At 68.4% G+C, this 14,096-nt stretch carries 12 protein-coding genes; 5 read left to right on the forward strand and 7 right to left on the reverse strand.

Going from position 1 to position 14,096, the window contains the following annotated elements:
* Nucleotides 1–8: 8 nt before the first annotated feature.
* From U5771_RS16830 to U5771_RS16855, 6 genes are all read right to left on the reverse strand, one after another.
* Nucleotides 9–935, reverse strand: a complete 927-nt coding sequence (locus tag U5771_RS16830) for a TIM barrel protein (RefSeq protein WP_322025011.1) — start codon at nucleotides 933–935, stop codon at nucleotides 9–11.
* Nucleotides 936–974: 39 nt separating this feature from the next.
* Nucleotides 975–1,988: a Gfo/Idh/MocA family oxidoreductase gene (locus U5771_RS16835; RefSeq protein ID WP_322025012.1), complete on the reverse strand. Its 1,014-nt coding sequence runs from the start codon at nucleotides 1,986–1,988 to the stop codon at nucleotides 975–977.
* Nucleotides 1,989–2,051: 63 nt separating this feature from the next.
* The gene (locus U5771_RS16840; RefSeq protein ID WP_322025013.1) at nucleotides 2,052–2,966 is read right to left on the reverse strand and encodes a sugar phosphate isomerase/epimerase; all 915 of its coding nucleotides are present in this window, start codon (nucleotides 2,964–2,966) and stop codon (nucleotides 2,052–2,054) included.
* A gap of 37 nt (nucleotides 2,967–3,003) precedes the next feature.
* Nucleotides 3,004–4,029 (reverse strand): ABC transporter permease, encoded by a 1,026-nt coding sequence (locus U5771_RS16845; RefSeq protein ID WP_322025087.1) that lies wholly within the window; start codon nucleotides 4,027–4,029, stop codon nucleotides 3,004–3,006.
* Between the two features lie 27 nt (nucleotides 4,030–4,056).
* On the reverse strand, nucleotides 4,057–5,631 hold the full coding sequence (locus U5771_RS16850) for a sugar ABC transporter ATP-binding protein (RefSeq protein WP_322025014.1): 1,575 nt from the start codon (nucleotides 5,629–5,631) through the stop codon (nucleotides 4,057–4,059).
* Nucleotides 5,632–5,699: 68 nt separating this feature from the next.
* Nucleotides 5,700–6,626 (reverse strand): sugar ABC transporter substrate-binding protein, encoded by a 927-nt coding sequence (locus U5771_RS16855; RefSeq protein ID WP_322025015.1) that lies wholly within the window; start codon nucleotides 6,624–6,626, stop codon nucleotides 5,700–5,702.
* A gap of 317 nt (nucleotides 6,627–6,943) precedes the next feature.
* On the opposite strand from U5771_RS16855, the gene U5771_RS16860 reads away from it, so the two are divergent.
* The 5 genes from U5771_RS16860 to U5771_RS16880 all read left to right on the forward strand — a co-directional run bounded on the left by U5771_RS16860 (nucleotide 6,944) and on the right by U5771_RS16880 (nucleotide 13,266).
* Nucleotides 6,944–8,911 carry a bifunctional 5-dehydro-2-deoxygluconokinase/5-dehydro-2-deoxyphosphogluconate aldolase gene (locus U5771_RS16860; protein ID WP_322025016.1) on the forward strand — a complete coding sequence of 656 codons (1,968 nt, stop codon included), beginning with the start codon at nucleotides 6,944–6,946 and terminating at the stop codon, nucleotides 8,909–8,911.
* 46 nt (nucleotides 8,912–8,957) lie between these two features.
* Nucleotides 8,958–10,841, forward strand: coding sequence for a 3D-(3,5/4)-trihydroxycyclohexane-1,2-dione acylhydrolase (decyclizing) (gene iolD / locus U5771_RS16865; RefSeq protein ID WP_322025017.1), 1,884 nt, complete (start codon nucleotides 8,958–8,960; stop codon nucleotides 10,839–10,841).
* Between the two features lie 60 nt (nucleotides 10,842–10,901).
* A complete protein-coding gene (iolE, locus tag U5771_RS16870; RefSeq protein WP_322025018.1) occupies nucleotides 10,902–11,831 on the forward strand; it encodes a myo-inosose-2 dehydratase in 930 nt (309 codons plus the stop codon).
* A 31-nt stretch (nucleotides 11,832–11,862) separates the two neighbouring features.
* Nucleotides 11,863–12,681, forward strand: coding sequence for a 5-deoxy-glucuronate isomerase (iolB, locus tag U5771_RS16875; protein ID WP_322025019.1), 819 nt, complete (start codon nucleotides 11,863–11,865; stop codon nucleotides 12,679–12,681).
* Between the two features lie 90 nt (nucleotides 12,682–12,771).
* Entirely contained in the window at nucleotides 12,772–13,266 is a 495-nt protein-coding gene (locus tag U5771_RS16880; protein WP_322025020.1) for a heme-degrading domain-containing protein, read from the forward strand.
* Nucleotides 13,267–13,286: 20 nt separating this feature from the next.
* Here the strand turns inward: U5771_RS16880 and U5771_RS16885 are convergent, their stop codons facing one another.
* Nucleotides 13,287–14,033: a glucose 1-dehydrogenase gene (locus tag U5771_RS16885; RefSeq protein ID WP_322025021.1), complete on the reverse strand. Its 747-nt coding sequence runs from the start codon at nucleotides 14,031–14,033 to the stop codon at nucleotides 13,287–13,289.
* Nucleotides 14,034–14,096 lie beyond the last annotated feature (63 nt).

The following is a 14,096-nucleotide window of genomic DNA, read 5'->3' on the forward strand; positions in this document are numbered from 1 at the left end:
TCGGTCGCTCACGCGAATCCGGCCGATGCGAGAAACGCGCGGCTCGCCGCGACGTCGCGCAGGCTCGTGCCGGCGTTGCGCGGATCGCGCTCCTGTTCGATCGTGATGGTGCCGGCATAGCCGATGTCGTCGAGCGCGCGGCGAATCGCGCGGTAGTCGAGCACGCCATTGCCGATCGGGCACATCACGCCGCGCGCGCAGGCCGCGAAGAACGCGATGTGCTCGCCCATCACCGCGTCGTACACGGCCGCGTCGATATCCTTGAAATGCACGTAGTCGAGCCGCGCCGCATGCCGGCGCAGCCACGTCTCGGGATCCATCCCCGAGTAGTACAGGTGGCCGGTGTCGAGACACAGGCCCGCCGTGTCGGCCGCGATGTCGGCGACGATCCGGTCGATCTCGTCCGCGAACTCGATGTAGCCGCCCGCATGCGGATGGATCACCGCACGCACGCCGAATTCGTCGCGCGCGACGGTCGCGACCTGGCGGATATGATCGACCATGCCCGCCCAGCGCTCGTCGGACAGCCGCGGCGCGCGATCGGCGTGGCCGGCCGCGTAGTCTCGTTCCTCGTGCCCCCAGTCCATCACGACCAGGTACGGCCCCGCGTAACGCTGGCCGTGCTGCGTCGGCAGCTTCGGCAGCCGCGTGATCAGCGCGCAGATCTCGCGCGTCTGGCGCAGCAGGTTCGGCAAGTTCTCCGGCGACACCAGGTCGTCGAAGATCGTGCCGGCGGTCATGCTCAGGCGCTGCCGCTCGAGCTCGGCGCTCACCACGTCCAGGTCGAGCGGAATATAGCCGTAGGGCCCGAGCTCGATGCCCGAGTAGCCGGCCTGCGCGGCCTCGGCGAGCACGTGCCGCCAGGGCGGCAGGTGCGGGTTGTTCACGTCGTCGACGCCCCAGCAGCAGGGCGCGCAGCCAATCTTCATGGTCATGTCGGTCAGTCCGGCAGGAAAGCGGCGCGCGGCCGCGGGTCAACCGCGATAGAACGCCGGGCGTTCGGCCATCGCGATCGGTTCGACCGCCCCGCTCTTTTGCGCGCGCACGCAGGCGTCGGCCGCGACCGCCGCCGCATAGCCGTCCCACGCGGACGGGCCGGTCAGCGCGCCCTGCCGCACGCCGTCGATGAATGCCTGCAGCTCGACGTCGTACGACGCGATGAAGCGCTCCTTCCAGTCGGTCATGATCTCGACCGACTGCCGCGCCGCGTGCTTGAGCCCGACGGCCGGCGGATCGGGCAGCTTCGCGATGCCGTTCTCGCCGACCACCTCGCACTGGATGTCGTAGCCGTACTGGCAGTTGACGAAGATCTCGACGTCGATGCGCACGCCGCTCGCGGTTTCGAGCAGCACGATCTGCGGATCGGCGAGATGCGCGCTCGCGTGGCGCGTCTTCTTCGGATAGACGACCTGCGCGCTCGCATAGTCCTCGCCGAGCAGCCAGCGCAGCACGTCGAGCTCGTGGATCAGCGTGTCGGTGATCGCCATGTCGGTCGTGTAGCGCTCGCCGACCGACTGGTTGCGGTGCGCGCAATGCAGCATCAGCGGCGCACCGATCTCGCCGCTGTCGATCACGCGCTTGAGTGCGCGATAGCCTTCGTCGTATGGCCGCATGAAGCCGACCTGCACGAGCCGGCGGCCGTGCGCGACCTCGGCCTCGACGATCCGCATGCAGCCTTCCGCCGTCACCGCGAGCGGCTTCTCGCAGAACACCGGCTTGCCGTGCGCGATCGCGTCGAGCACGAACGCTTCGTGCGTCGGCCCCCACGACGTGACGAGCACGGCCTGCACGGCGGCGGCCGCGACCACTTCGTGGCCGTCGCCGTAGATTTCCGCGTCGAGCCCGTACTTCGTCACCGCATCGCGCGCCTGCTGCGGATCGATGTCGTTGACGGCCACCACGCGCGCGCCGGACAGCGTGCGCGTGAGCCTGCGGATATGGTCCTGGCCGATCGCGCCGCAGCCGATCACGCCGATTTGCAAGGTCATCCGGATATCTCCAGTCTGTCGTTCATCAACGGCGCGGCCCGTGCCGCGCCGGTCAGTCATGAGTCAGCGCGCCGCCGCGCGCGCGAAATGGCGCTCGACGTAGCGCCGGATCGTCTCGCGCATGTAGCGCGACGACGCTTCCGCGCGGTCCTCCCACGCGAACACGCACGACGACATCACGCCGTCGAAGCCGGCCTCGCCGAGCGCGCCGAAGAACATGTCCCAGTCGATCTCGCCCTGCCCGATATCGAGATGCTGGTGCACGCGGATCTGGTTCGAGCCGGGCGGGTTCACGATGTAGCGCAGCTGGCTGCTCTTGCGGTGGTCGAAGGTGTCGGCCACCCGCACATGCGCGAGGATCGGCGCGGCCTGCGCGATCATCGCGGCCATGTCGTCGCCGTAGTAGAACGTGTGCGGCGCGATGTACGACAGCTTCAGCGACGGCGAGCCGATGTTCGTGACGATGTCGATCGCCGGCTGCAGCTGCTCGATCCAGTCCTCCGGATGCGGTTCGACCGACAGCACGATGCGTTCGCGCTCGAGGATCGGCAGCAGCGCGTCCATCGAACGGAACCATGCGGCCTCGCACAGCTCCTTCGGGTTCGCGCCCGGCCGCTCGCCGACCGAGCGCTCCGGCGACGCGCCGCGCCCGAACTCCGACACCATCAGCGTGCACTCCATCTCGAGCGCAACCTCGATCGCCTTCTTCCAGCAGCGCACCGCCCATTGCCGCTCGTCCTCGAACGGGCTGGCCCAGCGGTACATCGGCTGCAACGACGCGAGGCCCACGCCGCTCGCGCGCAGCGCCTGCCGGAACGCGGCCATGCGCTCGCGCGTCGCACGCGGCATCACCCACCAGTCGAGAAAGTCGCTGCGCGGCGACAGCTCGATCTGGTCGTAGCCGAGTTCGGCGACCGCATACGGCAGGCGGTCGAGCGGCAGGTGGCGAATCATGTAGGGATCCAGAGCGATCTTCATCTTCTTCCCGGGCGGTTTCGTGTTCGGTCGCGGCAGGTCAGCGGCGGGACTTCTTGTTGCGGTACTGGTCGGCGATCACGGCCGCGACGATGATCGCGCCCTTGACCATCTCCTGGTAGTACGCGTCGATCCGGATGAACGTGAAGCCCGACGTCATCACGCCGAGGATCAGCACGCCGATCACGGTGCCCGTCACGCGCCCGAGGCCGCCCGACAGCGACGTGCCGCCGATCACGACCGCCGCGATCGCGTCGAGCTCGTACATCACGCCCATGCCCGACTGGCCGGAGATCGCACGCGCGGCCGTCACGGTGCCGGCGATCCCGCTCAGGAGGCCCGCGATCGCATAGACGAACACCAGGTGACGCGTGACGTTGATGCCCGACACGACGGCCGCGTGGCGGTTCGCGCCGATCGCATAGGTGTACTTGCCGAAGCGCGTGTAGCGCAGCACGACGTGGAAGATCGCGGCCACCACCAGGAAGATGATCACCGGGTTCGCACCCGAGCCGATCGCCGCGAACGGGTCGGTCAGCATCGACACCGGCATCCCGTTGGTGAACCACTTCGCGAAACCGCGCGCGGCGACCATCGTGCCGAGCGTCGCGATGAACGGCGGGATCCCCGTCAGCGCGATCAGCGAGCCGTTCAGGAGGCCGACCAGCAGCCCGACGCACACGCCCGCCAGCACCGGCCAGATGACCGGCAGGTCGGTCAGGTGCGGGAACACCGCGCGCGGAAAATCGGACACCTGCGCGAGGCTGGCCGACACGACGGCCGCCGCGGCGACGACCGACCCCGACGACAGGTCGATCCCGCTGGTGATGATCACGAGGTTCACGCCGACCGCGATGATGCCGATCACGGCCATCTGCAGCACGATGATCTCGAGCCGCTCCGCGTTGAACAGGAAGCTCTGGCCGACGACGACCCAGCCGATCACCTCGAAGAACAGGCTGATGCCCACCAGCACCAGGAAGATGCTCAGTTCGGGCGGCCACTTCGCGTGCCGCGTCTTGATCGTCATGGACTGCGCGTCCGCGACCGGATTCAGGTTGCCCATTTCAGTTGTCTCCATGCTTGTTGCGGCTCAGCGCGAGGCCAGGTCCATGATGCGGACCTGGTCGGCGTCCTTGCGTTCGACGATGCCGGTCATCCGGCCTTCGTGCATCACCATCACGCGGTCGCTCATGCCGAGCACTTCCGGCATTTCCGACGAGATCATCAGCACCGCGACACCCTTGCCGGCGAGCGCGCTGACGAGCCGGTGGATCTCGGCCTTCGCGCCGACGTCGATCCCGCGCGTCGGCTCGTCGAGGATCAGGATGCGCGGCTGCGTCAGCAGCCAGCGGCCGATCAGCACCTTCTGCTGGTTGCCGCCCGACAGGTTCTGGATTTCCTCGTGCAGCCCGGGCGTCTTCACGCGCAGCATCCGGCTCATTTCCTCGCAGTCGCGTTTCAGTTGCGCCTGCCGCACGAAATTGAACTTCACGTAGCGGTTGCTGAGCACCGCCGCTTCCATGTTCGCGAGCAGGTCGAGATTCAGGAAGCAGCCGGTGTCCTTGCGGTCCTCGGTGAGGAACGCCATCCCGTGCTTCATCGCCTGCGCGGGCGTGGCGATGCGCACCGGCTTGCCGTCGATCAGGATCTCGCCCGAGGTGGCCGGCACGACGCCGAACAGCGCCTCCGCGACGTTCGAGCGCCCCGAACCGACGAGGCCCGCGACGCCGAGGATCTCGCCCGCGCGCAGCTCGAAGCTGACGTCGCGGAACACGCCGTCGACGCCGAGGTTCTTCACGGCCAGCACGACGTCGCCGATCGGCACCTCTTCCTTCGGGAACATCTGCGTGATCTCGCGGCCGACCATCATCCGGATGATGTCGTCGCGCGTGACGTCGGTCGACGCGTGCGTGCCGATGTACTTGCCGTCGCGGAACACCGAGAACTCGTCGGCGATCTCGAACAGCTCGTTCATCTTGTGCGTGATGTAGACGATGCCCTTGCCCTGCTCGCGCAGCTGGCGAATGATGCGGAACAGGTGGGTGACCTCCTTGTCGGTCAGCGCGGAGGTCGGCTCGTCCATGATCAGCACGTCGGAGTCGAACGACACGGCCTTCGCGATCTCGACCATCTGGCGGCTCGCGACCGTCAGCGTGCGCACGTCGGCTTCCGGATCGATGTCGATCGACAGCCGTTCGAACAACGCGGCGGTGCGGCGGCGCAGCTCGGCGTGATCGATCAGGCCGAAACGGTTCTTCGGTTCGCGGCGGATCCAGATGTTCTCCGCGACCGTCATGTACGGCATCAGGTTGAGTTCCTGGTGGATCATCGCGATCCCGCGATCGAGCGCGTCGAGCGGGCCGTTCAGCACGACTGGCTCGCCGTTGATCAGGATCTCGCCCTGGTCGGGCGTGTAGACGCCGGCGATGATCTTCATCAGCGTCGACTTGCCGGCGCCGTTCTCGCCCATCAGCGCATGCACGGTGCCGCGGCGCACGCGGAACTGCACGCCGTCGAGCGCGACGACGCCGGGAAACGACTTGCCGACGCCGCGCACCTCGAGCAGGCAATCGGAACCGGGCGCACCGGGCGAACCCGGTGCGGCGAACGAGGCGGCCGGCGCGCTTTCGCTGGCCATCGAGCGCGCCATCCTGGCTGTAAACATGGACGTTCCTCGAAAGTCACACGCGAACCCGGACGCGCCGGGCCCGCGCAGTTCTGCGGAAAAACCGGTCAGTGCTTCGCGTACTGGTTCATGTTCTCCGGCGTGACGAGCTCGAACGGCACGTTCACGAAGCGGTCGACGGGCTGTTTCTTCGCGAGCTTGAGCGCGGCCGCGACGGCCTGCGTGCCCTGCCCGGCCGCGTTCTGGTACACGGACACCTTCAGGTCGCCGCTCTTCATCGACGCGAGCCCGTCCGGCGTCGCGTCGATGCCCGCGACGACCGTCTTCGGCGTCCACTTGCGCGCGGCCTTCAGCGCATTGATCGCGCCGATCGCCATTTCGTCGTTGTTCGACACGATCGCGTCGAACTTCGTCCCGGAGCTCAGCCAGTTCATCGTGATGTCCTGGCCCTGCGTGCGGCTCCACTTGCCTTCGCGCTTGTCGACGATCTTCATGCCGGAACAGTCCTTGGTCGCGATCACGTCCTCGATGTCCTTGGTGCGCGCGCGGGCCGACTCGTTGGACAGCTCGCCCATCAGCACGAGGATGTCGCCCTTGCCGCCGAGCAGCTTGCACACCTGGCGCGCCTGCAGCGTGCCCGACTGTTTCTCGTCGGACGCGACCACCGCGACGCCTGTCGGCAGCTTGTCGAAATCGACCGGCTTGCGGTTCACGTAGACGAGCGGAATCTTCGCGGCGGTCGCCATCTTCGTGATCTTCGGCGTCGCGTCGGTGTCGACCGCGTTCACGATGATCGCGTCAACCTTCTGCGCGATCATGTTCTGGACCTGGCTCAACTGCTTGCCGACGTCGTTGCCGCCGTCCTCGATCTGCACGGTCGCGCCGTCCTTCTTCGCCGCATCGCTGATGCTGTTGCGCAGGATCGTCAGGAACGTGTCGTCGAACGATGCCATCGTCACGCCGATCTTCTCGGCATGCGCGACCGGCATGGCCAGGATTGCGGCGGCCGCGGCGGCCATCAGCTTGGTCTTCATGATCACTCTGTCTCCTCATCTCCGGGGGGCGGAAAGCGGCGCGTTGCGCGCCGCCGGGCCGAGTCCGATCGAATCCGATTCGGACTGAAGCATCCGGATGAAACTGTAGATCACTTCCTCGAAAATTTGGAAATTTATTTCTACGTGATTTCACCTAGGGAACTGGATTTCCAAAAAGTCTAGACTCCGTTCCGTAGCCCGATTCCTTGCGGCAGGCGCACTCGTGTCATGCCGCGCACGTGACGGACAGCCGTCGCGGGATCGGTCCCTCAATCTGCCGGCAGGGTCGAACGCCGGCCGCGAGCGTGATACGTGATATGAGCCCGTTGAACTTTCCGACTGACCGCCCCATCGATCTCGCCTGCCTCGGCCGCGTCGCCGTGGACCTTTACGCGCAACAGTACGGCAGCCGCCTCGAAGACGCGCGCAGCTTCCAGATGTACCTCGGCGGCTCGTCCGGCAACGTCGCGTTCGGCGTCGCCCGGCTCGGGCTGAAGACCGCGATGATCTCGCGCGTCGGCGACGAGCAGATGGGCCGCTTCGTGCGCGAGACGCTCGAGCGCGAAGGCTGCGACACGAGCGAGCTGCAGACCGATCCGGAACGCCTGACCGCGCTGGTGCTGCTCGGGCTGAAGGATCGCGACACGTTCCCGCTGCTGTTCGTGCGCGAGAACTGCGCGGACATGGCCGTGCGCGCCGACGAGATCCGCGAGGACTTCATCGCCGGCTGCCGCGCGCTCGCGATCACCGGCACCCATCTGTCGACGCCGGGCACCCGCGAGGCGTCGCTGACCGCGCTCGGCTACGCGCGCCGCCACGGCGTCGTGCGGATCCTCGACATCGACTACCGGCCGGTGCTGTGGGGGCTGACCGCGCGCGGCGCGGGCGAGAACCGCTACGTGCCGGACGCGCAGGTCACGCGGCAACTGCAGCAGGTGCTCGGCGAGTTCGACCTGCTGGTCGGCACCGAGGAGGAATTCCTGATCGCGGGCGGCGTGCCGCACGACCTGATCGCGTCGCTGCAGGCCGTGCGCCGCGCGAGCGGCGCGGCGCTGGTGGTCAAGCGCGGCGCGCTCGGCTGCTGCGTGATCGAGGGCGACATCCCCGCGCGCATCGAGGATGCGCCGACCTTCCACGGCGAACGCGTCGACGTACTGAACGTGCTCGGCGCGGGCGACGCGTTCCTGTCGGGCCTGCTGTCCGGGCTGCTGCGCGGGCGCGACTGGGCCGAATCGACGCGCATCGCGAATGCGTGCGGCGCGATCGTCGTGTCGCGCCACGCGTGCTCGGCCGCGATGCCGACACCGGCCGAACTCGAACACTGGTTCGGCGGCAGCCGCAATCCGCAGGTGGACGCCGATCGCACGCTCGCGCACCTGCATCGCGTGACGGTGCCGCGCCGCGCATGGGACGACCTGTGCGTGATGGCGTTCGACCATCGCAGCCAGTTCTACGAACTCGCGGTGCAGGCCGGCGCGGACGAAGCGCGGATCAAGACGCTGAAGCGCCTGCTCGTGCGCGCGGCCGAACAGGTCGAGCGCGATCGCCATATCGAAGGCCATGTCGGCGTGCTGATCGACGGCGGCGCATACGGCAGCGACGCGCTCGCGTCGGCCACCGGCCGCGGCTGGTGGGTCGGCCGCCCGGTCGAGCTGCCCGGCTCGCGGCCGCTGTGCTTCGACGACACGCGCTCGGTCGGCTCGTCGCTCACGCACTGGCCGACCGAACAGGTCGTGAAGTGCCTCGTCCACTACCACCCCGACGACGACGTCGACCTGCGCGTCGCTCAGGAGCAGCGCGTGCTGGAGCTGTGGGAAGCCACGCGTGCGAGCGGCAACGAGCTGCTGCTGGAAATCATTCCGCCGCGCGCGGTCACGCCGGCCGGCACCGAGGACGACGCGGTGCTGCGCACGGTCGCGCGCTTCTACAACCTCGGCGTGCTGCCCGAGTGGTGGAAGCTCGCGCCGATGAGCGCCGACGGCTGGGCGCGGCTCGAGACACTGGTGGCCGAGCGCGACCCGCACTGCCGTGGCGCCGTGATCCTCGGGCTGAACCAGCCGCTGCAATACCTCGTCGACAGCTTCCGCTCGGCGACCAACCCGATCGTCAAGGGCTTCATGGTCGGCCGCACGCTGTGGGCCGATGCGTCGCTGCAGTGGCTCGCCGGCCGGATCGACGACCAGGCGCTGATCGATGAAGTGGCCGGCAATTTCGCGCAGTTGGTCGACGCGTGGCTCGGCCGCCGTGCCGCCGCCGCTGCCGCGCGCGCCGCCGCCGCGGCCTGATGCCGATGCCCGTGATGACCACCCGACTCCTCTTGATCGACAGACGATGACCACCACCGTGAGACTGACCGTCAGCCAGGCGCTCGTGCGCTACCTGGCCGCCCTGCGCGCCGAAGTCGTCCAGCCGGACGGCCGCACCGAGATCCTGCCGTACTGCGGCGGCGTGTTCGCGATCTTCGGCCACGGCAACGTGGCCGGGCTCGGCGAAGCGCTGCATGCCGAGAAGGACCGGCTGCCGACGTTCCGCGCGCACAACGAGCAAGGGATGGCGAATGCGGCCGTCGCGTTCGCGAAAGCGAATTTCCGCCAGCGGATGATGGCCGCGACGTCGAGCATCGGCCCCGGCGCCACCAACATGTTGACCTCCGCCGCGCTCGCGCACGTCGGCCGGCTGCCGCTGTTGCTGCTGCCCGGCGACGTGTTCGTGTCGCGGCTGCCCGACCCGGTGCTGCAGCAAGTCGAGGATTTCGAACAGGGCGACGTCAGCGCGAACGACTGCTTCCGGCCGGTGACGCGCTACTTCGACCGGATCACGTCGCCCGAGCAACTGCTCGTCGCGCTGCCGCGCGCGATCCAGGTGATGACCGACCCGGCGCAGTGCGGGCCCGTGTGCCTCGCGCTGCCGCAGGACGTGCAGACTTTCGCGTACGACTGGCCGGAGGACTTCTTCGCGCCGCCGGTGATCCGGATGCGCCGGCCGCCGGCCGACGCGCTCGAACTCGCCGATGCGCTCGACGTGCTGAAGGCCGCGAAGAAACCGCTGATCGTCGCCGGCGGCGGCGTGCTGTACAGCCAGGCATGGGACGCGCTGCGCACGTTCGCCGACACGCACGGCGTGCCGGTCGCCGAATCGCAGGCCGGCAAGGGCAGCCTCGCGTGGGACCACCCGCTGAACCTCGGGTCGATCGGCGTGACGGGCTCGCCCGCGGCGAACCGCGCGGCCGCGCAGGCCGACGTGGTGTTCGCGGTCGGCACGCGCCTGCAGGACTTCACGACCGGCTCGCATGCGCTGTTCGGCCATGCGACGCTGCTGAGCCTGAACGTGCAACCGTTCGACGCGGGCAAGAAGCGCGGCCGTCAATTGATCGCCGATGCGCGCACGGGCCTCGGCCAGCTGTCGGCCGCGCTCGCGGGCTGGCGCGCGGAACCGGCGTGGACGGCCTCGAACCGGGATCAGGCCGCCGCGTGGAACGCGCGCGTGACCGAGCTGACCACGCGCGTGCCGAAGGACACGCTGCCGTACGACGCGGAAGTGATCGGCGCGGTGCGCGACTCCGCGGCCGACGCGGGGCGCGACAGCGCGCGCGACGATCTCGTCGTCTGCGCGGCCGGTACGCTGCCGGCCGAACTGCACAAGCTGTGGCGCAGCGGCGTGCCGGGCAACTACCACATGGACTACGCGTACTCGTGCATGGGCTACGAGATCGCGGGCGGCCTCGGCGCGAAGCTCGCGCGGCCCGAGCGCGAAGTGATCGTGATCGTCGGCGACGGCTCGTACATGATGCTCAACGCGGAACTCGCGACGTCCGTGATGCTCGGCCGCAAGCTCGTCGTCGTGATCCTCGACAACCGCGGCTACGGCTGCATCGAGCGGCTGCAGTTGAACTGCGGCGGCGCGAGCTTCAACAACATGCTCGACGACTGCGTGCCGGAAGGCGGCGAACGCTCGACGATCGACTTCGCGATGCATGCGCGCGCGATGGGCGCCGAAGCCGTGCACGTGCGCGACGTCGGCGAGCTGCGCAGCGAAATGAAGCGTGCGCGCGCGGCGAAGACGAGCCAGGTGCTCGTGATCGACACGACGCACGAGCGCACGACCGCGGACGGCGGCGCGTGGTGGGAAGTCGCGGTGCCGCAGGTGTCCGCGCGCGCCGGGGTCGAACGCGCGCACCAGACGTACCTCGACGAGAAAACCCGGCAGCGGCGCTGACCCGCTTTCCCCATCAACCTGCCGCCCCGCGACAACAACATTCGAACCAAGGAAGCAGTCATGAGCTGGAACGTTCGCATCGGTATCAATCCCCTGTCGTGGATGAACGACGACCTGCCGTCGCTCGGCGGCGAGACGCCGCTCGAGACGGCGCTCAAGGAAGGCGCCGAGATCGGCTACGCCGGCTTCGAGCTCGGCAACAAGTTCCCGAAGACGGGCCCCGAGCTGAAGGCGAAGCTCGCCGAATTCGGGCTCGTGTGCGTGTCGGGCTGGTATTCGGGCTTCCTGGCGGAAGTCGAGCCGGGCATGAGCGATGCCGATGCGGTCGCTGCCGAAATCGAGCGCTGCCGCGCGCACCTGACGAAGCTGCAGTTCAACGACGTGAAGGTCGTGGTGTACGGCGAATGCGCGGGCACGATCCAGGGCAGCATCGACACGCCGGTCGCGAAGCGGCCGCGCTTCGTCGACGATGACACCTGGCGGCGCTACGCGGCGCGCCTCGATGCGTTCGGCGCGCACCTGCTCGAGACCTACGGGATCAAGCTCGCCTACCATCATCACATGGGCGCATACGTCGAATCGCCGGACGACGTCGACCGGCTGATGGCGCTGACCGATCCCGCGAAGGTGTTCCTGCTGTTCGACACGGGCCACGCCTATTTCGGCGGCGCGGCCGATCCGGTCGCACTGCTGAAGAAGCACGTGGCGCGCGTCGTGCACGTGCACTGCAAGGACGTGCGGCCGCAGGTCGTCACGCAGGCGCGCAACGGCGGCTGGAGCTTCCTGAACGGCGTGATCAACGGCACCTTCACCGTGCCCGGCGACGGCGCGCTCGATTACGAAGCGACGCTGCGCACGCTGAAGGACGCCGGCTACGAAGGCTGGCTCGTCGTCGAGGCCGAGCAGGACCCGGCCGTCGCGCCGAGCTATCAGTATGCGAAGAAGGGCTACGAGTCGCTGCGCGCGATCGTCGACCGGTTGAGCGCGTAAGCCCTGTCACTTCATCGAGGAACCTCACGCCATGACGATTTCCCCCCTGCTGGTCAAGGCATCCGCCGACCGCGAAATCTGCAACGTGACGCCCGAGTCGGCCGGCTGGAAACACGTCGGCTTTCGCGCGCTGCGCCTGAAGGCCGGCGACACCGAAACGCTCGACACGGGCACGCGCGAACTGTGCGTCGTCGTGCTCACGGGCACGCTGCGCGCCGAAGTCGACGGCGAGACCTACGACGCACTCGGCAAGCGCGACAGCGTGTTCGAGGAAGTGTCGCCGGACGCGCTGTACGTGCCGGGCGGCAAGACCGTCACGCTGGTCGCGACGCGCGATGCGGAGGTCGCGCTGTGCACCGCGCCGTACGCGAGCGGCGACAAGCGCGTGCAGCGCCTCGACGGCGAACGGATGCGCCGCGCGGTGCGCGGGCAAGGTACCAACACGCGCTACGTGTGCGACATCCTGATGGGCGACAACCCGGCCGCGGACCGGCTGCTCGTCGTCGAAGTGATCACGCCCGCGAGCCACTCGAGCAGCTATCCGCCGCACAAGCACGATCGCGACGCGGCGCCCGACGAAACGTCGCTCGAGGAAACCTATTACCACCGGATCGATCCGCCGCAGGGCTTCGCGTTCCAGCGCGTGTACACGGACGATCGCAGCCTCGACGAAGCGTGCGCGGTCGAGAACCACGACGTGGTGATGGTGCCGCGCGGCTATCACCCGGTGGTCGCGCCGCACGGCTACAACCTGTACTACCTGAACGTGATGGCCGGACCGAGCCGCGCGTGGGCGTTCAAGAACGATCCCGCGCACGAGTGGATGCTCGACGCGGCACCCAGGCGTTAAAGCGCTGACGCGCTGAACGATCGACGGCTGGCGCGCGGCACTCGCCGAGGACGCGCGCACGAGCCGGATTTGCGACGACACGGAGCTGCCATGGCGACCCACTTCCCGCGCTTCGCACCCACGCCCTTGAGCGACACTGCGTCGGCGCCGATGCTGTCGCACTTCGATGCCGACGTCGCGCGCCGGCTCGGCGACATCGCGGTCAATCTCGCGTCGCGCCGCGGGCTGCCGATCGCGGTCGGCATCGTCGGCGAAGCCGCACCGCTGTTCTATTGCGCGCTGGACGGCAGCCGCGCGGACGACAGCGACGCGATCCGCCGCCGGCAGAACACGGTGCTTCGCTTCGGCGTCAGTTCGCTCGAGGTCGGCGCGCGCTTTCGCCGTGCCGGCTGGTCATTGCAGTCGCAGGGATTGTCGGACGCCGACTATGCGCTCGACGGCGGCGGCGTGCCGTTGCGGCTTGCCGGCGGCGGGATCGTCGGCGCGATGACGATCGCGGGGCTCGACGACGAACGCGATCACGCACTCGTCGTCGAAAGCCTGCGCTGGCATGTCGGCGCGAACGCGCTCGCGATGATCGCGTAGGAGCGCGCCGACTCGCGCGATCAGTGCAGCCCGCCGCTCGCGACGAGGCGCTCGCCGGTCAGCCAGCGGGCATCGTCCGATGCGAGGAACACGGCAACCGACGCGATGTCGTCCGGCTCGCCGAGGCGGCCGAGCGGCGTCTCGCTGCGCACCTGCTTGTCGAGATCCGAACCGATGATGCCCGCGCTGTGCGTGCCTTCGGTCACGATCATGCCCGGATTGATCGCATTCACGCGGATCTTGCGCGGCCCGAGCTCGAGCGCGAGCACGCCGGTGATCGCGTCGACGGCGCCCTTGGTGCCGCTGTACACGGCGCTCGCGGGCGGCGTGATGCTCGTCACCACCGAACTGATGTTGATGATGCTCGCGCCTTCGCCGAGATGCTTGACGGCGGCCTGCGTCGTCAGCAGCACGCCGAACACGTTCGTATCGAACTGCCGGCGGTAGTGCTCTTCGGTGATCGCCTCGATCGGCGCGAATTCGTAGACGCCTGAATTGTTGACCAGCACGTCGAGACGGCCATAGGTGTCGATCGCGGTATCGACGATGCGCTGCGCATCGGCTGCCTTCGACACGTCGCCGCCAACCGCGACCGCGCGGCCGCCCGCCTCGACGATCGCGCTCACGACCGCGTCGGCACCCGCCTTGCTGCTCGCGTAGTTGACGACGACCGACGCGCCTTCGGCGGCCAGCGCCCTGGCGATCGCGGCGCCGATTCCCTTGGAACCGCCCGTGACGATCGCGACCTTGCCTGTCAGCTTGCTCATGATTTCATTCCTCAGTCGGAAGACTTTCGATGGATGGGTGCCGGTCGCTGCTTTCGCCGCGCA

The sequence above is a fragment of the Burkholderia sp. BCC1977 genome, assembly GCF_905339595.1.
Classification (GTDB): Bacteria; Pseudomonadota; Gammaproteobacteria; order Burkholderiales; family Burkholderiaceae; genus Burkholderia.